This window comes from Enterococcus sp. 7E2_DIV0204 (assembly GCF_002140855.1).
Classification (GTDB): Bacteria; Bacillota; Bacilli; order Lactobacillales; family Enterococcaceae; genus Enterococcus_L; species Enterococcus_L lemimoniae.
This window is the reverse complement of sequence record NZ_NGKY01000001.1, coordinates 2,540,734-2,562,159: the sequence shown is the minus strand read 5'-3', so window position 1 is coordinate 2,562,159 and position 21,426 is coordinate 2,540,734. Positions and strand designations below refer to the sequence as shown.

The following is a 21,426-nucleotide window of genomic DNA, read 5'->3' as shown; positions in this document are numbered from 1 at the left end:
CCTAATTTTTTTGTTCTATTTATGGTAACTCAGCTAATACCCAAGTTAGCACCGTTGAATAAGCGCCTGCTTCTTTCTCAGTCGCCCCTGGCACAGAGAGCGTAACTGCTCGGTTTGTGTACACAGGTTTTTTAAAGATCGGATCTATTATTTCTTTACCTGAACCGTCTTTTCTTATTTCCAATGTATTTGGACGTTCATTATGATTTTCTTGTGATGCTCCAAACACAATACTCCAAGTTCCTGCCCCTTTGCCCGCTTGTGCAACAGCTAGGTTATACGTTTCACCTACATTGCTCATACGAATAACTTCTTTTGATACAGTCGGTGCTTTGGTCAGCTCTCTTGAAGAATTGACCCACGTTTGATCAAATGATATCACTGCACCTTTCAATTCTGCCCCCAATTTAGTGGTATGCTTAAATTGATTCTCCTGTCTGACTTGCAACGTCCAGCCATCTGAATCGTCTCGATAGTCTGATACTTGCACAAAATTTCCACGAGCAGAAGTATCACCATGAAATAGTTGTGCATTTACAGGAAAAACAGTATTTTCATCTGATATCATTACTGTACTAAAATTCAGTTTTGGAGCAAAATCAATCCTTAAGTCTCCTTCAGTTTGTGGTGTTTCACCAGGATCAACTTCTACTTTTGGATTTTCTGGATCTCGGATAATTGAATTTTCTTCTTTATACCCTTTTAGCTCAACTTCTGCATCCCCAGATAATGAAGCGTCTTTAGCATAAGAAGTCTTCGTATTGCTAAGTGTAAACAGAAGGGATCCAAGAAGAATAACGGCAAGAAATGTTTTTTTCTTCAATTGCTTATCCCTCCTTTTCACTCGCATCTTTTTTTCTTTTAACAAGATAAAAGATGACTACTAAAGCAGCTAAAGCTATTCCACTAATCGTCAAACTCTTCATAACAAGTTCGCCTGTTGAAGGATATTTGCCAGTTGGCTTTTTAATCAGTTCACTGCTAGAAATTGTTGATTCTGAAGGAGTTGTGCTAGAACTTGAATCACTACTTTCAGCAGAAAAAACAATCTCACCATTTGTTTGCACTGCAGCTTCTTCTCCGTATACAGAAGTAGCGAATATACCCAAGATTCCTCCCGTTAAAGCGAGTAACATTAGGCCAATATACAAATTTTTTGCTTTCTTTATCATTGACACTCTCTCCTTCGCTTTAAGGAAGATTTGGCACTTCACTTAATGTATAAACAATTTTTGCTCGATATTCGCCTAACTGTTTGACATAGTCTCCTGGAACTTCAACTTTGAAGCCTTTTCCTTTAGCTGTCCAAGTTTGGCTAATGTTATATTTCGTATCTGAATAGTTATCAGGTGACGTCAATAATTGATTCTGATCTACTGGAAAACTTTTTTCAGTTGTTCCACCATCGTTATAGCGTAAAATTCCTGAGAGTGTTTTATTCGAGCCGTCAGTTGTTTTAAAATCTTCCGTTACTTTGGCATATAAATACCATCTTTGTTTTGTTGCGCGTGTATCTGTAACAACTAAATCCTTATCGGTTTTGGCACTTTCAACTCGAAGTTCTTTTGCACTGGCTTCATTCATCTCAAAATCAAGTAAAGACGGTGCCGATGTGATTAATAATGTTCCCTTGTAATGGAATTCAATCGTTGAAATTTCTCCGTATTTCCCTTTGACAGATGTTGGTAATGGTTCTGGTAATGCTTGACCATCAACAATGATTTTATCTAAGACATACCCATCAAACGTTTCAGGTGTGATATCAAATGCTGTACCATCTTTTTGAGTAGTGATTGCATCACGATCTGGATCCATTTTCACATCATTATTAGTTTCATCTTTTTTCCTATAAAGAACATTTAACTGGCTTTCACCAGCGATAATAGCTAGCGAAGTTTCATTTGATGTTTTCGCTGCCTCATCTCCGGATACTGTATAGGTTTGTTTTAACGTTTGCAAAGTTGCATCTGCAGCAATTTCAACTTTATATTTGATGATTACCTGATTTTGATCCAAATCACCAAGATTGATTTTAAACGCTCTTGTTATAGGATTAAATTCAACTTTATCTGCTGCTATTGGCATACCATTAACTGTCACACTTGTTGGATCAGGTGCGATTTTATCAGGAAAAGGTGTGTCAACTTGATAAAAAACGTTACGCCATTTCGTAGGTGCTTGAGCAGTATTTTGAATCGTTGCTGTATACTCAGTTTGTCCACCTAAGGGGACAGTGGTTGGATTAACAGCAAACTTTGCATTGACCACGGGTGTTCTTAGCTTGGTATATTTAAATGTGACTTTTTTATTCGTTACGAATTTAGCCGTCACTGTTAACGGATCGGTTAACTGCGCTGGTGTCTTATCCACTCCATCTACTAATACAGCCGTAGGAATATAACCTGAAATTGCTTTTGATGTAGCCAGATATTCCTCATCTGCTTCACCACTTGGCAACGGACTCGTTGTTGCGATTACCGCGCCTGTTTCTGCATCTAAATGTTCGATGTCTAAATCAAATATAGTTTGAGTTATCTCAATCTTTACTGTAATTGGTGTTTCAACACCTTTGGCAGAAGTCATGATCAATGGTACATCTACAATATCCCCAGGTTGTTTAGCACTAATATCTGGTGGCGTTCCAACGTATGAAACTGTAACCGGACGATCGATTTCGTTTCCTGTATCAACATCATATGAAGTAAGTAAGTCTTTAGCATTTGGATATGCTGTAGCAATACTTCCCCCCATCGGGATTTTCACATCCGTTTTGGCAACGCCATAAGGAACACCTTCGTAGAGAACTTTTGCCTTCGTTTGATCATCTTGTACAACGACTTCAGCATTTAGATCACCAGAAAAACGATTCAGATAAGTATAATGAGTGGTCGTTGTCGTTCCACCCAACTCATAAATCATATGAGCATCATCTTTTCCGCCAACCTGGTAATTGTGATCAACTTTATTAAATTTGAATGTAGCGTTCTGTTTGGCTTCTACTTTTATCTCTAAAACAGAGCCGTTAAATTCATTCGTTGTCGGATCTTTTGCAGTCAGAATAACTCTGCTGGAATTCATTGGATCTATGGCGATAGTAAATTGACCTGTCTTTTCGACAGTTTCTCCCGTTCCAAACTCATACACTCTTACTTTACTTAAATCAATATCATATTGACTTGGAACCATTGTTTCGATTGAAAAAGTCGTATTTCTATTTTCAAGCTTGTTATCAGCAACCGTTTGTAAAATTGAATATTTGATTCTGCCATAGTCAGCTTCTGTATGAACAGCACTATTTTTTTCAGCAAAAATAATTGGTTTAGCTGGTGCTATTCTGGCAAGAGACTCTGTACTATACATAATCCCCATCGCACCTAGAGCAGTACCACCATTTCCGTTACTGTATCTTTTCTCCATGGATGTAGCAAAAGACTGGCTTTCAAAAAGTTGCGTTAATCTACTGGCTGGTGCATTAACTGTAGTTCCGTTACCAAAAAGTTCAAGATAATTTGGTTTGCTAGCATCCTTATAACCGATCCATGTAGAATCCAAAACAAACATTTTATCAAAATCATTATTGAAAGGCGTGGTTACGGCCTTAGCTATATTGATATTGTTAAAATTCCATGTTCCTTTATAATTCAGCTGTTTTTTTGTTTCACTATCATAAAACTCGTAGTGATAGGAAGCATTGTCCTCAAACGTATACGTATCATTGATTTTCGATGCACTTCTTGTAGTACTTCCTAAGAATAAAAATGCCTCACCCCAAGTTTTAGTGTTTGGAATGATCGTATTTACTGTGGAGTTAATATCAGAAAAGTCAACCGCAACAAAATTGAAGTATGGACTATTCCCGCTACCCTTATCTGCAAAATCCATCTGATCAATAACTAATTTCAAATCTACGCTTCGCCCATTGTACATCCCAGCATTTCTGATCCAAACTCCCTTTTCGCTTGCCACAGTATCATTATGAAAGCGATAAGACTTCGATAGATGAGAATCATATTCGATTGTTTCAGCCTCTCCGAATGGTTCATAAGATGTATATTGTGTTAATTTAAACATCGAACCATAATCTCCATCGATTTCAGAAATAGCTGAATTTGCCCCTGGAACAATATTTACCCCTGGTGCTGTCAGAATATCTGAGTAACCTGAAGGAGGTGCCGCTTGGATCTTGTTTTGATGACCATAAAATATGAAATAACCAACGCAGAACAATATAGACATAAATATGGATAATCTAATTTTTTTCATTGTTTCACCTCCCTTATATAAAAGATTACTGACTCAGTTCATCATCAAATTCATCATTTTTAGTTTGAGTTCCAGAAATTCATTCTGAAACTCAAACCATTCAAAGTGTTTATTTTATAACAACGTAATTACAATTGATTATAAAATTCCTCCTACTAGAGAAAGTTTTCCATAATTTTCAAGTTTGAAATTCGGTGAAATATCTCCAGTTGTTGATAATGTTTTGCTGTTACAGATTTTACCGAAGTTGACTGAGAAGTTTCCACCATCTAAATAGATAGGGGCATGCTCATAGTTACCGCCAGTTTGAGACCATGTTGAAATTTCACTTACATCAGTAGCATTAATCGTTGTATTGGTAGCATAGAATAATTTTGAATTTGGTTTTTTGTTTGTAAGTTCAAAATTACGTGGTGCATCCAAATTAATTACAGCGCCTTTATATTCACTTTCAACAACAGCTTTTGTACTGTTACCAGTGACAACTAACTCAGCATCGTTTGCAACATTTATTTCTGATCCATAATATTGAAGTTTCATAGTTGCATAGTTACCGCCACCGCGGCCGTTCAAATGAACTGAGCTGCCAGTTGCCAGATTAAATGTCGGTACTTTATTTACATAATCCGCACGTGGGATAAATTGGAAAGCAACTCCTGCTGCGTCAACATCAAGTGAAGCATTTTCACCTACATCAACTTTTTGTACTTTATCGTAAAATACTGGATAGTAATAGTTAACATCACTTTGTGGGCCAATTTTTACATTGATTTTTGCATTATCACCGATAATTGCTTCACCAGTTGCTTTCCCTTTGATCAAGGCACCATTAAAGTAAAATGCTGAGAATTGACCATGATCTTTATTTGCTGCAATTCCGTTATAAACTGTTCCAGGCATAAATTCTAAATCATGCACCCAAGCATTTTCAGCACGAGTATTGATGTTATTTGTGCCAGCAAATGTTAATTTACCTTCACTTAAATGTACAAAACGTGCACCTTGATATGTTACATTCTCTGCAAAGACATCCCAACCATAACTTGAAGGGCCATTACCAGAACCACCAGTGAAGAAACGTCCATCGCCATCAGCACCTACGATATTGACATTTTTGATTGAAATCGTATTTTTACCTTTAGTATTTTGTTTACCATAGATAGAGTTGTGTGCTGAGTTGATCACTACACCTTTATCTGCATTACCATTGATCGTTAAATCACGGTTTGGAATGTTTGTAATGTTTTTCTTGAATTGGATACTTTGATTAACATTGATTACAGTAATTACTGGATTTTTCAACGCTGCATCAAATTCTTCGATCGTTGATACTTCAGCTGTTTCTTCCGCTGCATAAGCAACAACTGATTCTCCTGTAAATGGTGTTGGTGCTGACAATACTACTGCTCCTAGTGCAACAGTTGCAGCTAGTGTTAGCATACTTCTTTTTAACATTTGTGTTTTTTTCAATTCTTTTCCCTCCTAAAATGTGTGTTATTGTCGAAACTTTTTTTACTCCCCCTCCTTTCCAGAAAAACGAGCAATTATTTTCTTCACTCGTTATTTCTAACCAGTTTCGCAAATTATCTTTTTGACTGAAATCAAATGTTCAAGCATGTCTTTTCCTCCCATTTTTTAAAAATTAAGTGGTTTTTATTTTTACTGAGCATGTTTTCCATCAGCCGATTCTCAGTCTTTTCTCTCTTTCGTTATTAGATATTTAGCATGTAGCCTTTTGAGCGAATCGTCTTAATATACTGTGGTTTTTCAATGTCCAACTCAATTTTTTTTCTCAAATGAAAAACTAAGTTAGAAACCCGATATTTTCGATTTCTATAAGTATCGTTCCAGACGTTTTTATAGATTTCTTCATATGTCATCGTTTTACGTGCGTGTTTAAGTAAATATTCTATTGTAAGAAACTCTAATTTTGTTAAATTGACTTCTTTCCCTTCTTCTAAGCAAACACTTAGATTTTGTGGTATTAACTTAAAGTCAACGTTTTGTTCCTGTACTCCTATTTTAGGTACTTCTAATTGGTGCTCTCGTTGTTTGACACGTTTCAGTAAATTTCTCATCATTAATATAGATTCATCTAGTCCTTGATTTTGTTCAATGATTCCATCGGCCCCCAATTGTAAATAAACAATTCGATTTGTTCTATTGTTGGTTTCTGAGGAGGATAAAATCCAAAGTGGTAAGGTTGTTTGTTCTCGTACATTCATGATTAATTCACACGTCCAGTTAATATTACTCGTCTCAGAGTCGTCAATAATTAAAGTGTCCATTAAATTCAACGTGTTATTGTCACTTTCAAGTAAATGTTCTACTTTTTCTTTCTTGATCATTTGAATAGTACATTGAAGTGATTTGAACATTTCATTACATTCTTTGCTAATTTCACTGTTGTGTGAGATGCAACCGATCCGATACATATTGATGCCCTCCTTATCATCATTTTCTAAGAGTTTGGTTTATTTTGTTTGGTTAGTCTAAGCTTTCACTCATTTCAGTGCTTTAGAGTTTAGAAATTATGGTTTTGCCCTTATAATGGTTACATGGCTATTTATTATGAGCTTAATGAATAGCCGATTACGGTTTATCTTTGAAGAAAGATAATTTATTTGGCTTTTTCTTGAATGTAACAGGTATAAGAAAAAGGTCATTTTTCCTCTGTATAACGGCGTTTGCTAGTGAGGTTGACCATTTTTTGACGGCTTTAAAAATCAATTGGATAAAATTTCCGCGCCATTTTAAAATAAAAAAATAGCCTGAGATATAACTTGAAAAGTTATATCTCAGGCTATTTTGTCCGAGTAAACGCTTCTAACCCAACCTCTTTTTTAGGAGACGATTATTCTACTGCCAAGTTTATGATCTATGACAGAAACTGCTGCTTTTCTATTTTCCCACAGTGAATCTGTGTAGGTGTCTAAAGTTAATTTTATTGAAGCATGCCCCAATAATTTACTCAGTGTAGCAATATCAATCCCCTGCTCTACACATCGAGTAGCGAAGGTATGACGTAACACATGAAAATGAATAGAGCGAATCCCTGCTTGTTTCATGCTTTTTTTAAATCTATAACTGATTACTCGCGGTTCTGCATAACTTCCTTTACAAGAAATCACATATTCAGAAGTATCGATTTTTCGTTTATCTAACAAATAGTTTTTTAAATTTTTTGCCAAGGGAATCGACCGTTTAGAACTTTTTGTTTTTGGCTCTGCCATAATGATTTCTGTTTTTCTATTATTCACGGTATTAGATATTCTATAGAGTGTTCTTTTGATATGAATAATATCTTTTTCGAAATCAATATCAGACCACTTCAATCCACTGATTTCACCAATTCTTAACCCAGTATACAGTGCTAAAATAACCGCAGAACAGGCTTTTTCGTTTAGTGCAATCTGTTCGATTTTTTCTTGATCTTTTAAACTAAGTGCTGATATTTCAGACATTGCCACTGTTGATAGCGATAAGTTATTACATGGATTTGAAAGAATATAATTTTCTAAAAATGCTTTATTCATTGCACTTTTAAGTACAGTTACAATAGAATGCACTGTGGCAGAGGATAAATTCAAATTTGTCAGATAATTGACAAATTCCTCTATTTCTCGGCTTTTTACTTGAATCAGCTGTTTTCTGCCTAAAAATGGATTAATGTATTTATCAATACGTAAGCGATAGCTGGAATATGTAGAAAGTTTGATCTTTTTTCGCATTAATCCATCCAACCAATAATTCAACCACTCTTGAACCGTTCCTTGATATAAGTTAAGATTATTATGCGAAAAAGAGTATTGAACTTTCAATTCGGCGAGCTTTTTTTTCACATGCGCATAGCGTTTTCCGTAAATGTAGCCATAAATGATTTTGCCATGTTCATTTCTTGCCTTCATATAACGCCCTTCCCAGCGACCATCCTTTCTTTTATAAATATTCTCACCTTTTCTACTCAAAACTTGACACCCTTTCACAAAAAAATTGACGGCTTATTTGACGGCTTAAAAATATAAATCTATTTTTTAATGTACAAACAACTAGTATTGACTGAACAGAAAACAATATTAATATGAAAATTCAATAGCAAATTCATTTATTTTCTATTTGTAACCAAAAACAAAAAATAACAATTCTCATTTTTTTATTGCTCTTCACTTTTGAGATAGAATGAATTAGTAGTTGAAATTGAAATACATTTGTCTATTAATTAGATTCATTATTTTCTTATACCTGTTACATTCAAGAAAGAAATTCAACTTCCAGAACACAATCTCATTATAACAATATATCTTCTATATTTCACCTTTTTATCAAAATAAACTTTTTTTTATATCAAATTTATATATATTCGAATAAAAACAGTTGAGATAGATTAAGGACAATCTGTCTTAACTGTTTTTTGTATGGTCTATTTGTTCAAAAGCATAAAATGAAGATTTTATGGCTATTATTGTGGGTATTCTAGCGTCTTCTTTTACAACAAAAAAATCTTATCCCACATAAATTCATCTATTATAAATAACAGTAGAACTAATTTTTTCTAATAGAGCGAGGCTATCTATGGTAAAATAATGGAATCAACTATTCTATTTAAGAGGAGTGAGTTATTGAATCCAAAACTGTTTTTTTCAGGGAGTCAGTTAAAGTGGATTGCGATCATTGCCATGTTTCTTGATCATACCGCAAAAATCATTCGTTTTCAGCCCCTTATAAACGGAGCACTTCCCTATATGACTGAATCGAACCAACTGTTTGCAATGAGTCAAACTATTTTCCCGCTATTCATCTTGATTGGACGACTTGCTTTTCCACTGTTTTGCTTTTTATTAATTGAAGGATTTGTTCATACCTCAAATCCTAAAAACTACTTGATGCGCTTGTTTCTTTTTGCAGTGATTTCAGAGATTCCTTATGACTTAGCTTTTTCGCATCAGTTTGTTAATTTGGAAAGCCAAAATGTGTTTTTTACATTGGTGATTGGTTTAGTGGTGATCATGGGTTTAGACAAGTTTTCTTTCACTTCCGTCAAAAATAGTTTTTTCTCTCTGATAATTATCACCAGTGGAATTTTTTTAGCAGAATGGTTACAAACGGATTATGGTGGCTGGATCGGTATTTTACTCATCACTATTTTGTATCTATTTAGGCGTTCTTCATTGTTGAAGTGTATTTTAGGCGGATTGGTTCTTTTACAAAATAGTTGGTTTGGGTTGTTTGCTTTTATACCAATTTATTTTTACAATGGGCAACGTGGTAAACAATGGAAATATTTTTTTTATTGGTTTTATCCCGTTCATTTACTCGTTCTTTTTGCAATTCAACAATTTTTGGTCATACCTTACCTGATTTAACAGAAAATCATTGTAAAAAAACAAGCCGACATCTAAAAATGTCAGCTTGTTTTTTTATTCGTATTACATCATGCCGCCCATACCCATTGATGGATCCATTGGAGGCATGCTTGCCCCTGCTGGTTCAGGTTTATCTGCAACTACCGCTTCTGTAGTTAACAGTAAAGCTGAAACAGATGCAGCGTTTTGCAATGCTGAACGAGTTACTTTGGTTGGGTCAACGATTCCTGCTTCTACCATGTTTACCCACTCGCCTGTTGCAGCATTGAAGCCAATACCTAAATCGATATTTTTCAATTTATCAACAATTACTGAGCCTTCATAGCCAGCATTTTCAGCGATTTGACGAATTGGTTCCTCTAGTGCACGAACTACGATTTTCACACCAGTTGCTACATCGCCTTCAACATCTAATGCAGTTACTTTACCAATAACATTGACTAAGGCTGTTCCACCACCGGAAACCATACCTTCTTCAACGGCTGCACGTGTTGCATTCAACGCATCTTCAATTCGTAATTTCAATTCTTTTAATTCTGTTTCTGTTGCAGCACCAACTTTGACTACTGCTACACCGCCTGCTAATTTAGCTAAACGTTCTTGTAGTTTTTCACGGTCAAAATCAGAAGTTGTTTCTGCAATTTGGTTTTTGATTAATTGGATACGAGCATCAATACCAGCTTTTTCGCCAGCACCTTCAACGATTGTTGTATTGTCTTTATCTACAACCACTTTGCTTGCATTCCCAAGGTTATCAATAGTTGTGTCTTTTAATTCAAGACCTAAATCGTCTGTGATAACTGTAGCACCTGTTAACATTGCAATATCTTCAAGCATTGCTTTACGACGATCTCCAAATCCAGGAGCTTTTACAGCTACAACATTAAATGTTCCACGGATTTTGTTTAACACTAATGTTGGTAATGCTTCACCATCTACGTCATCAGCGATGATCAATAATGGACGGCTTTGTTGTAAAATTTGTTCTAACAAAGGTAAAATATCTTGAATATTCGAGATTTTTTTGTCCGTAATCAAGATATATGGATTTTCTAAAACTGCTTCCATTTTATCATTATCTGTTACCATATATTGCGATAAGTAACCACGGTCAAATTGCATTCCTTCAACTACGTCTAATTCAGTTTCGATCCCTTTTGATTCTTCGATCGTAATCACACCGTCATTGCCAACTTTTTCCATTGCATCCGCAATCAATTGGCCAACACGTTCATCACCAGAAGAAACAGCCGCTACTTGAGCGATAGCCTCTTTTGAATCAACAACAGTTGAAATATTGTGTAATTCTTCAACCGCAGTTTTTGTTGCTAATTCGATCCCACGGCGAATGCCTAATGGATTAGCCCCTGCAGTAACGTTTTTCAAGCCTTCTCGTACAATTGCTTGTGTCAAAACAGTAGCCGTTGTTGTTCCATCTCCAGCGATATCATTGGTTTTAGAAGCAACTTCAGAAACTAGTTTAGCACCCATGTTTTCAAAGTGATCTTCTAATTCGATTTCTTTGGCAATTGTCACACCATCATTTGTAATCAGTGGTGAACCAAAAGATTTTTCTAAAACAACGTTGCGGCCTTTAGGGCCTAATGTTACTTTTACTGTATCAGCTAAAATATCTACACCACGAAGCATTGCTGCGCGTGCATCTTCTGCGAATTTAATTTCTTTTGCCATAATTCCTTCACCTCAAAATAGTATTTTTTATTTAAATGGTTTTGTCTCTGTTTTAAACGATCTATTCAACGATCGCAATAATATCTTTTCCAGAAACGATCAAGTATTCATTACCTTCATATTTAACTTCTGTACCAGAGTATTTTTCAAACATTACTGTGTCGCCTTCTTCAACAGCAGCAGGAACTTTTGTTCCGTTTTCTAGTACACGGCCTTCACCTACTGCGATAACTTTTCCTGTTTGCGGCTTTTCTTGAGCTGCTGATGCTAGTACGATACCGCCTACTGTTTTTTCTTCTTCTTTCGCGACTTCAATAACGACGCGATCGCTTAATGGTTTTAACACAATAAATCCCTCCATAAAAAATTTTTTCTATGTTAGCACTCTTAGTTATCGAGTGCTAACTCACACTATTTATAATACTCATTTCCCCTTCACTTTGCAAGTCTTTTGACTAATTTTATAAAATAATTCTTTCCTTATTTCTATTTCTAAATTTAATAGACGACAAAGTATTTTTCCATTTGGGTTCGATTATTTCTTTCCTCTGAATCATTTCATGGTAAAATACTTATAGAAAGAGAGGCGATGGAAATGAAACAACGAATCACAGGTGCTTTGATAGCTACAGGACTTTATTTGATCATTGCAAATGTCGGCAATTTCTTTTTTGGTGTGACCAGACGATTTGATTGGACAACGACTTTGTGGGAAGCAGCATTCTTCTTCGTATTTATCTTTCTATTATTAGGCTATCGTAATAAGCATAAGAAGTAACCCAAACTGTTTGTATTATACTTTTCTTTATGCTAACAATTTTGAAAGGAGTTCTCTGCTTTTATGTCAACAACTATGTCTATAAAAAAATTAAGCATTACAACAATCCTACTCTATGGACTTGTCTTTTTCTCTCCATTTATTTTTAGACCATTTTCACCTGACATTGTCATTGGAGGCACAACATTTACTTATATCCTCGGTGCTGTTTTGATGATCTGGCTTTATTTCAACAATAAAAAAACTGCTATCACTCAAGTTGAGCAAAATGCTAAACTCACATCACCTGTTTTTGTTCTGTTGCTTGGCTTTAGTGGAATCTTTATGGCTATGATCATTCAAGCCATTGTTTTTGGTATTGAAACAGCAATTACTGGCGTTCAACCTAGCTCCCAAAATACCCAAAATATCATTGCTGTTATTTTAGCTAATCCACTATTTATCTTAGCAACTACGATTGGCGGACCGATTATGGAAGAATTTGTTTTCCGCCGTTCTTTGATTGGTTTGACAGAAAGTTATACCGGTTTTTGGATTTCAGCTATTATAAGCTCCTCATTATTTTCAGTGATTCATCAAGACGGTCATTTTTTTGTTTATTTTTTCATGGGCTTCTTTTTCGCACTACTTTATAAAATGACCGGAAAAATTTGGACCTCGATCATTGCGCATTGTGGAATGAACACACTCGTTGTGATTGCCCAACTAGTGATGCACTATGCCAATATCGAATTACCAAAATAGAGAATAGTCTAAACAAATAAATCCCATATGATTGCATTTTAAGAAGTGCAATCATATGGGATTTTTATTACTCTTTTTCGTTTTCGATTTCTGTGTCGACTAATTCACTGTCGTGATGCAAGAAATAAATCAACGTTTGTAATTCATTCGTCAAATCCACATTTTGGATCAACACGTCTGGAGGTGCTACTAATCGAGCTGCCGTAAAATTCAAGATCCCTTTTACTCCAGCATCTGCTAATTGGCTAACAACTTCTTGCGCTTTTCTAGCAGGTAAAGTTAAAATAGCCACTTCGATTTGCTGTACTCGAATTTGTTCCATCATATCCGTCATTGGATAAACCGGAATACCATCAACAATTCTTCCTACAATCTCATCGTTGACATCAAAGGCACAACTTACACGAATACTGTTGCTTTGATGGAATTTATATTTTAGTAAGGCACTACCTAAGTTACCTACACCAATCAAAGCGACATTCGTTAATTCATCATCATTCAGTGTCTTTGCAAAGAAATTCATCAAATTTTCTACATCATAACCATAGCCGCGCTTACCTAATTCGCCGAAATAAGAAAAATCACGTCGAATCGTTGCGCTATCTACTTGAACCGCTTCGCTTAACTCAGTAGATGATACTTTATTTTTTCCTGCATCATGCAGAATTCTCAAATAACGATAATATAGGGGAAGGCGTCTTGCCGTTGCTTTTGGAATAATTTGGTCTTTCACAATCGTACCTCCAATACTCTAAATATAGACAAATATCCACCTCTCATAATAGCAGTTGTTCCAGATAAAAAGCAATCTTACAGCTCAGAAAAAGAAACATTTTTCAAACTTTCTTAAAATTGTTCTGATAATTTTTTTCTCAAGCTGTTGGATGGGTGCTATTTTGAATCAATTTATGCTACACTAAAGGCATTGAAATAGAAATGAGGTTACCCTATGATTTTACTCCAAGCAAATCAAATCGCCCGTTATTTCGGTGCGGATACTTTGTTTGATAACATACAAATGGAGATCAGTACAAACAGCCGGATTGCCTTAGTTGGCCGCAATGGTGCTGGTAAATCTACTCTTTTAAAAATCATCGCTGGAATCGATGCACCTGATGCCGGCACGATTGCTAAAAATAAAACAGCTAGTTTAGGCTATTTGGCCCAAGATACAGGACTTGATTCTAATAAAACCGTGTGGGATGAAATGCTTGAAGCTTTTGCTGAAGTCATCACAATGGAAAAACGAATGCGTGAACTTGAATTGATCATTAGTGAACTGTTACCGGATGCATCAAATTATGAATCGGTTATGAAAGAATATGATCGCTTACAGCACGAGTTTTCAGAAAAAAATGGCTATGGTTATGAGAACGAGATTCGTTCGGTCTTGCATGGCTTTGGCTTTAAAGAAGAATTTTATTCAAAAAATATCAGTACGTTATCTGGGGGACAAAAAACTCGTTTGGCTTTAGCTCGAATGTTATTGCAAAAACCTGATATCTTGATCCTCGATGAACCAACCAACCATTTAGATATCGACACTCTTTCTTGGTTGGAGAACTATTTACCGAATTATTCTGGTGCTCTTTTGATTGTTTCACATGACCGCTACTTTTTGGATAAAGTTGTTAACGAGGTCTATGAGATCAGTCGCCATAAAATGCGTTATTACAAAGGAAATTATTCAAAATATTTAGAATTAAAAGCTGAGCAGCTGACCAGTGAATGGAAAGCATACGAAAAACAACAAACTGAAATCAATAAGCTCGAGGATTTTGTCGCCCGTAATTTAGTTAGAGCTTCCACGACCAAACGAGCACAAAGCCGTCGCAAGACGCTAGAGAAAATGGAACGCCTAGACCGCCCTCAAGGAGATGAAAAATCAGCAAATTTTCTTTTTGGAATTGAGAAAGTTTCTGGAAATGTCGTTTTACAAGTAGAAGATGCTGCTATTGGGTATGACGCTCGTATCTTATCTGAACCTGTTTCATTAGATATCCGGCGACAAGAAGCCATTGCTCTGGTCGGTCCTAACGGAATTGGAAAATCAACATTGCTTAAATCGATAATCGGAAAAATTCCCTTCATTAAAGGTAACGCAATGCTTGGAACCAATGTACAAATTGGCTATTATGACCAAGAACAAGCCAACTTGCATGGCACTAAAACAGTTTTAGCAGAGCTGTGGGATGAACATCCTACTACTCCAGAGAAAGACATTCGTAATATTTTAGGTAGCTTTTTATTTAGTGGAAATGATGTTGAAAAAACAATTCCTCTGCTAAGCGGCGGTGAAAAAGCCCGTGTTGCATTAGCTAAACTTTCGATGGATAAAGAAAACTTTTTAATTCTTGATGAACCAACCAACCATTTAGACATTGATAATAAAGAAGTCTTAGAAAATGCCTTGATTGATTATGAAGGCACGCTTTTATTTGTCTCCCATGACCGCTATTTTATTAATCGAATTGCCACCAAAGTAATTGAACTTTCTGAAACTGGCAGTAAGCTTTATTTAGGTGATTACGATTACTATTTAGAAAAGAAAAAGGAAGAAGAAGAATTGGCTGCCATACTAGCTGAACAATCTTCCGTAAAACAAACTGAAATCGTAAAACCAAAAAATGATTTCTATCAAAATAAAGAACAACAAAAAATAGTACGTAATTTAAGTCGCAAAATCACGCAAATCGAAGAAAATTTAGCTACTTTGGATACGACGATTGCAGAAATCGAACAAACGATGAGTGATCCAAAGCTCGTCGATGACCACATGCAACTTATGGCTTTAAACGAGTCATTAGAAGCCCAGCGCACTCAACAAGAACAATTGTTGACGGAGTGGGAAAATCTTAGTTTAGAGCTTGAAGAGTTAGAAGAAAATAATTGACGAAAGGTGGACAATCATGACGTCAAAACGTATGAATGTAACACAACCTAAGTATCAACAAATTGCTGTTGATGTAGCCTCAAAAATTGCAGATCAAACTTTTTCAGTTGGTGATAAAATCCATGCACGCTCTACTTTAGCAAATAAATATAGCGTGTCTCCTGAAACAGCACGAAAGGCAATCAGTGTGTTGGTTGATTTAGAAATTGTCCAAGCCAAGCATGGCAGCGGCTTTTATGTTCATTCAATTGAAAAAGCCAAGCTTTTCGTCGATCAATACCAGGATGTCCAATCGATCCATGACTTAAAAGAAGACCTGATCAGCAGTGTCAAAAAACAAAAAGAAGAATTAAGCTACTTTTCAGAAATATTGGATAAACTTGTTGGTCAAACGAAACGTTTTGACTCATTCAACCCGTTGAATCCAGTCACCTTTACACTAACGGATGATGCAGTGCATCTTGAAATGACGATCAGCGAATTGAATTTATGGCAAAGTACCTCTGCTACTCTGATTGCAATCAAGCACGGAGACGAACTGCTAGTCTCCCCTGGCCCCTATGCCAAGCTTACTTCTGGTGATACAATTTATTTTGTCGGTCATGAATCAACGTTGCAACGGGTGCAGAATTTTTTCTATCCAAATTCATAATTTAAAGAGTTATCAACCCCATTTGTGGATTGATAGCTCTTTTTTCTTTCTTCTTATTTCTAAAACAAGCAATTTGACAAAGTGACTAGCCGATGTTAATCTAGAATGGTCACTTTTTTACAGAAAAGAAATTGATTTTCTTTACATTATTCTGTAAAAGCAAAAAGCAAGAGTGTATTGCACTTTTAGTGTTATCTAGCTTCGCAGGCTAGCTCTTCGGGAAAAAGATAAAATCCGATTGTAGCAAATAACGCCACATTCTGATTTTCCTATTTTCCTGTCAGAGCTGGACGAGCCTGCTCAGCTTTTAAAATAAGGAGGAATTTTGTTTTGCCCAAAGTAAAAGTATCGCATTTAACAAAAATATTCGGTAAAAGATCAAAGCAAGCACTGGATATGATCAAAGAAAACAAGGATAAGACCGAGATCTTGAAGAAGACTGGTGCTACTGTCGGGGTTTACGATGTAAATTTTGAAGTAGAAGAAGGGGAAATCTTCGTAATCATGGGACTTTCAGGTAGTGGGAAGTCTACGTTGATTCGTCTTTTGAACCGTCTGATAGAGCCAACTTCTGGGAATATTTTTATTGATAATCAAGATATCTCAAAATTGGATAAAGAAGGCTTACGAGAAGTTCGTCGTAATAAAATGAGTATGGTATTCCAAAACTTTGGTCTTTTTCCTCATCGTACGATTTTAGAAAACACCGAATATGGATTAGAAGTTCGTGGTGTCCCTAAAGAGGAACGAACTGCTAAAGCTGAGCAAGCGTTAGAAAACTCAAGTCTATTAGCCTTTAAAGATCAATTCCCAAATCAATTATCTGGTGGTATGCAACAACGGGTTGGTTTAGCTAGAGCTTTAGCCAACGATCCTGAGATCCTGCTAATGGACGAGGCCTTTTCTGCCCTTGATCCGTTGATTCGTCGAGAAATGCAAGACGAATTAGTTGATCTACAAGAAAACGTGAAGAAGACCATTATCTTTATCACACACGATCTAAATGAAGCTTTGCGTATTGGTGATCGAATTGCTCTAATGAAAGACGGTCAAATCATGCAAATTGGAACTGGTGAAGAAATCCTAACTAATCCTGCCAATGATTACGTTCGTACCTTCGTTGAAGATGTGGATCGTTCGAAAGTCTTAACCGCACAAAATATTATGGTTCCAGCATTAACAACAAATATTGAAATCGACGGTCCAACGGTTGCATTGACTCGTATGCGACAAGAAGAAGTCAGTATGCTTTTAGCTGTTGATAAGAAACGTCAGTTAAAAGGAGTTGTTCGTGCAGAGCACGCTTTAGAAGCTCGCAAAGCCGGTAAACCACTAACGGACTATGTGGATACAGATATCACTTCTATTGATAAAGATATGCTTGTCAACGATATTTTCCCGATTATCTATGATTCACCTACGCCAGTTGCCGTTACAGACAACAATAAATTGCTTGGTGTTGTCATTCGAGGCAGTGTTCTTGAAGCACTAGCAGAAACAGAGGTGAACATTAATGAATAATTATCAATTACCAGTAGCAGATTGGGTCGAAACGATCACAGAATGGATGACGAATACTTTTTCTGGTGTTTTCAGTTTCTTCCAAACAACGGGTCAAAGCCTAATGGATGGTATCACATCCCTATTAGTCGCGATTCCACCATTACTATTTATCATTATTTTGACTGCTATTGCATTCTTTATTTCAAATAAAAAAATTGGGTTAAGTCTATTTACATTGATTGGGTTACTTTTCATTTATAACCAAAATTTGTGGAATGATTTAATGAGTACCGTGACATTAGTTTTACTATCTAGCGTGGTTTCAATCGTTATCGGCGTGCCATTAGGAATTTTAATGGCCAAAAGTAATAAAGCACAAAGCATTATTACCCCTATTTTAGATTTTATGCAGACGATGCCTGGATTTGTTTATTTGATCCCTGCCGTAGCCTTTTTCGGAATCGGTATGGTTCCTGGGGTATTTGCCTCAGTGATTTTTGCTTTACCACCTACCGTTCGTTTTACTAATCTCGGTATTCGCCAAGTGCCAAAAGAGTTAGTAGAAGCTTCTGATTCATTTGGGAGTACTGGTTGGCAAAAATTATTCAAGCTTGAATTACCTCTAGCTAAAAATACCATCATGGCCGGTGTCAATCAAACCACCATGCTAGCTCTTTCCATGGTAGTTATCGCATCAATGATCGGGGCCCCTGGTCTTGGTCGTGGCGTTTTATCAGCCTTACAACGTGCTCAAGTCGGTAATGGTTTTGTGAATGGTGTTGCCTTAGTTATTCTAGCCATCATCATTGATCGTTTTACACAAAATTTAAATAAGAAAAAATCAGCTCCAACAAAATCAAAACTTTCTAAAAAACAAAAAATCAGTGGCGTTGCGATTGCTGCTGTAGCCGTTATCGCTTTGATTGGCGGCTCAACTCTTTTCTCTTCTGCTAAAAACGAAGAAAAAAATATATCCCTTTCTTATGTTGAATGGGATACAGAAGTTGCCTCCACGCATGTGGTTGGTGAAGTGTTAAAAGATATTGGCTATAACGTGTCTTTAACACCGCTAGACAATGCAATTATGTGGGAATCAATTTCAAAAGGTGAAACAGATGCGATGGTTGCCGCATGGCTTCCTGGCACACATGGTGAGCAATACAAGCAGTATAAAGATAAAGTGGATGACTTAGGTGAAAATCTAAAAGGTGCGAAGCTTGGTATCGTTGTTCCACAATATATGGATGTTAATTCGATCGAAGACCTAAAAGATCAAGCAGGTAAAAAAATAACTGGGATCGAACCTGGTGCAGGTGTTGTTGCTGCCGCTGAAAAAACACAAAAAGCTTATAGTAACTTATCTGATTGGTCAGTTGAAACCTCTTCTTCTGGTGCGATGACAGTTGCTCTTGGTCAAGCAATCAAAAATAAAGAAGAAATTGTCATCACTGGTTGGTCTCCTCATTGGATGTTTGCTAAATATGACCTTAAATATTTAGAGGATCCAAAAGGGACTATGGGTAAAGAAGAAGCCATTCACACAATGGCCCGAAAAGGATTAGAGAAAGAAAATCCTGAAGCTTATAATGTATTGAAAAATTTCCACTGGACAAAAGAAGATATGGAATCTGTCATGTTGGAAATCAATAACGGAACTGAACCAACTCAAGCTGCCAGAGACTGGATCGACAGTCATGCAAAAGAAGTAGCTGAGTGGAAAAAATAAAAAAAAGAACTGACCATGATAATTGTGGTCAGTTCTTTTTTTATTTTGGGAACTTCTCTCCCTTTGGTCGACAAGTACTGTTCATCATCTACTCTGGCGAAGCCTGTCGTAGTGATTCACAGCAAATACCGCTCGGCTGGGTGACCGAGCGGAAAGGAGTTCTTTTTTACTTGAGGAGTAAAAATGAAAAAGTGTTTTGTTTGGGTTTGTTATTGGGTATGTATCTATAATAACCAGAAGATTTGAAGAAACTATGTCTAAATCATTTAGGTTTTCTATAGAATACTTAAGAAAACCTAAAAACTATTTTCTTATAAGAAAAACCAATGATCCTATCAAACGTATTACGTTCGGCAGGATCATTGGTCTATTTTTTATTTAGGTGTTACATATGCTAGTGTATTGGCAGTGTCTTTGTCAATCACTCTAAATGAAACCATTCCTAAACCAGCTACATTCATTTCTGAAATTAGGATTGAACCATCTTCATAGACATGCTCTACAAATGCCACATGTCCATATGTTCCATCTGCTCCAGCAACTGTAGGTTGGAAGCTAACTGCGGTACCAGCTTTTGGTTTGTTTGTTACTTCATAACCATTGGCTTTTCCTGTTGCACCCCAGTCCATCCCATTACCCATAGTTGTTTCAACATAACCATCTAATTGAATGATACGATTATAAACATATTGCGTACAATTACCTGCTGCATACGCTTCTGAACCAGAATAAGTTTCTCCAGTGTATTCTTTAAAATCACTATCTGGATGACTATCCGTTACGATAATACCACTAGTTGATGTAGATGGTTTTTCCTTATCGTATTCAGTCAAATCATATTCTTCGATAAAGGCATTCAACTTTTGATCGTAGCTAGTATCAGTAGCATAAACACCTGTTAAAGATTTCGTTGCTTCACGATAACTAACTGCATTGGCTTTCCATGTTCCTGAATAGATTTCTTTATTTGAATCAATGCCTTCTTTCATCAACTTAGCATAGTCTTCAAAAGACTCTTTATAGCTAGGGTATTTTTTAAAAGATGCATCGATTGAGTACCAATTACCAGATCCGTCATCTTCCTGTGTAGAAAAGACAACTTTTTCTCCTTTGTACTCCCCTTTGATTCCGAAAAGATTATGATATGGTTGTTGACTTAAATCACTGTTACCAGAACCTGTCTCCAAAATAGCTTGGGCAATCATGACAGATGCGTAGAGATCATTTTTTTGTCCAACAGCACGCGCTTTTTCACCGATACGGCGAATAAATGTTTCAGTTGGTTCGTTTTTCAAGACTTTGATGTCTTGATTCAATTGTGCAGCTGCATCATAAACAGGCGCTGGTTGTGGTACTTCTACCGGTGCCGTTTCTGCAGGTGCTGTTCCAACCGGTACACCTGGCTGCGGTGTTACAGGTACTTCATCATGACTGTTTGCAGGAGGTTGGATCGTTTCTGAAGATTCTGTTGTCGTATCCGTTGTTGTTTCAGTCGTCCCAGTTTCCGTTTCTGAAGTTGATGAATCGGTTGTGGGCGGCGTTACTTCTGTTGAAGAAGTATCAGTTGTTTCGGTTGGACTTTCTTCAATAACGTTTGACTCCGATTCCGACTGAGTTAATTCATCTGCATGGCTAATCACAGGGATTAAATTAACACTGAGCAATACACAAATCATCTGGAGTGATAATAGTTTTCTTTTCATTCATTTTAGTTCCTCTCACATGTATTAAAGATTCAATTATTTTAGAATCCATCACTCATTTTTTAGGTTTTCGCCATAGAACTGCCTGATTTTAAAGCAGTCAGGCGAC

The 21,426-nt window shown here is 36.3% G+C and carries 17 protein-coding genes; 7 read left to right on the top strand and 10 right to left on the bottom strand.

What is annotated here, in order from left to right; translation table 11 throughout:
- Positions 1–19: 19 nt before the first annotated feature.
- The 6 genes from A5819_RS11925 to A5819_RS11900 form a co-directional block, all read right to left on the bottom strand.
- Positions 20–823 (bottom strand): WxL domain-containing protein, encoded by an 804-nt coding sequence (locus A5819_RS11925; RefSeq protein WP_086279000.1) that lies wholly within the window; start codon positions 821–823, stop codon positions 20–22.
- Between the two features lie 4 nt (positions 824–827).
- Entirely contained in the window at positions 828–1,172 is a 345-nt protein-coding gene (locus A5819_RS11920; protein WP_086278999.1) for an LPXTG cell wall anchor domain-containing protein, read from the bottom strand.
- A 19-nt stretch (positions 1,173–1,191) separates the two neighbouring features.
- On the bottom strand, positions 1,192–4,263 hold the full coding sequence (locus tag A5819_RS11915; protein ID WP_086278998.1) for a hypothetical protein: 3,072 nt from the start codon (positions 4,261–4,263) through the stop codon (positions 1,192–1,194).
- Between the two features lie 138 nt (positions 4,264–4,401).
- Positions 4,402–5,733 (bottom strand): pectate lyase-like adhesive domain-containing protein, encoded by a 1,332-nt coding sequence (locus A5819_RS11910; protein WP_086278997.1) that lies wholly within the window; start codon positions 5,731–5,733, stop codon positions 4,402–4,404.
- Positions 5,734–5,975: 242 nt separating this feature from the next.
- A complete protein-coding gene (locus A5819_RS11905; RefSeq protein ID WP_086278996.1) occupies positions 5,976–6,698 on the bottom strand; it encodes a winged helix-turn-helix domain-containing protein in 723 nt (240 codons plus the stop codon).
- 408 nt (positions 6,699–7,106) lie between these two features.
- A complete protein-coding gene (locus A5819_RS11900; RefSeq protein ID WP_254907266.1) occupies positions 7,107–8,171 on the bottom strand; it encodes a site-specific integrase in 1,065 nt (354 codons plus the stop codon).
- A 711-nt stretch (positions 8,172–8,882) separates the two neighbouring features.
- On the opposite strand from A5819_RS11900, the gene A5819_RS11895 reads away from it, so the two are divergent.
- A complete protein-coding gene (locus A5819_RS11895; RefSeq protein ID WP_086278994.1) occupies positions 8,883–9,626 on the top strand; it encodes a TraX family protein in 744 nt (247 codons plus the stop codon).
- 63 nt (positions 9,627–9,689) lie between these two features.
- On the opposite strand, the gene groL is transcribed toward A5819_RS11895, so the two are convergent.
- Both groL and groES read right to left on the bottom strand, forming a co-directional pair.
- Positions 9,690–11,318, bottom strand: coding sequence for a chaperonin GroEL (groL, locus tag A5819_RS11890; protein WP_086278993.1), 1,629 nt, complete (start codon positions 11,316–11,318; stop codon positions 9,690–9,692).
- Between the two features lie 61 nt (positions 11,319–11,379).
- Positions 11,380–11,664 (bottom strand): co-chaperone GroES, encoded by a 285-nt coding sequence (gene groES / locus A5819_RS11885; protein ID WP_086278992.1) that lies wholly within the window; start codon positions 11,662–11,664, stop codon positions 11,380–11,382.
- Positions 11,665–11,913: 249 nt separating this feature from the next.
- Between groES and A5819_RS11880 the strand changes: the two genes are divergently transcribed.
- Together A5819_RS11880 and A5819_RS11875 are read left to right on the top strand one after the other, a co-directional pair.
- The gene (locus A5819_RS11880) at positions 11,914–12,096 is read left to right on the top strand and encodes a hypothetical protein (RefSeq protein WP_086279683.1); all 183 of its coding nucleotides are present in this window, start codon (positions 11,914–11,916) and stop codon (positions 12,094–12,096) included.
- A gap of 75 nt (positions 12,097–12,171) precedes the next feature.
- Positions 12,172–12,840, top strand: coding sequence for a CPBP family intramembrane glutamic endopeptidase (locus A5819_RS11875; RefSeq protein ID WP_176271466.1), 669 nt, complete (start codon positions 12,172–12,174; stop codon positions 12,838–12,840).
- A gap of 67 nt (positions 12,841–12,907) precedes the next feature.
- On the opposite strand, the gene A5819_RS11870 is transcribed toward A5819_RS11875, so the two are convergent.
- Entirely contained in the window at positions 12,908–13,573 is a 666-nt protein-coding gene (locus tag A5819_RS11870) for a redox-sensing transcriptional repressor Rex (RefSeq protein ID WP_086278990.1), read from the bottom strand.
- Between the two features lie 216 nt (positions 13,574–13,789).
- Here A5819_RS11870 and A5819_RS11865 point away from each other — a divergent pair, with 216 nt between their 5' ends.
- The 4 genes from A5819_RS11865 to A5819_RS11850 all read left to right on the top strand — a co-directional run bounded on the left by A5819_RS11865 (position 13,790) and on the right by A5819_RS11850 (position 19,614).
- Positions 13,790–15,733: an ABC-F family ATP-binding cassette domain-containing protein gene (locus A5819_RS11865; RefSeq protein WP_086278989.1), complete on the top strand. Its 1,944-nt coding sequence runs from the start codon at positions 13,790–13,792 to the stop codon at positions 15,731–15,733.
- 16 nt (positions 15,734–15,749) lie between these two features.
- Positions 15,750–16,385, top strand: coding sequence for a TrkA C-terminal domain-containing protein (locus tag A5819_RS11860; RefSeq protein ID WP_086278988.1), 636 nt, complete (start codon positions 15,750–15,752; stop codon positions 16,383–16,385).
- 330 nt (positions 16,386–16,715) lie between these two features.
- A complete protein-coding gene (locus tag A5819_RS11855) occupies positions 16,716–17,906 on the top strand; it encodes a glycine betaine/L-proline ABC transporter ATP-binding protein (RefSeq protein WP_176271419.1) in 1,191 nt (396 codons plus the stop codon).
- Positions 17,899–19,614: an ABC transporter permease/substrate binding protein gene (locus A5819_RS11850; RefSeq protein WP_086278986.1), complete on the top strand. Its 1,716-nt coding sequence runs from the start codon at positions 17,899–17,901 to the stop codon at positions 19,612–19,614. Before A5819_RS11855 ends, A5819_RS11850 begins: the two co-directional genes overlap by 8 nt.
- Before the next feature lie 374 nt (positions 19,615–19,988).
- Here A5819_RS11850 and A5819_RS11840 read toward each other — a convergent pair whose 3' ends face one another.
- Positions 19,989–21,317, bottom strand: coding sequence for a glucosaminidase domain-containing protein (locus A5819_RS11840; protein WP_086278984.1), 1,329 nt, complete (start codon positions 21,315–21,317; stop codon positions 19,989–19,991).
- Between the last annotated feature and the right edge of the window lie 109 nt (positions 21,318–21,426).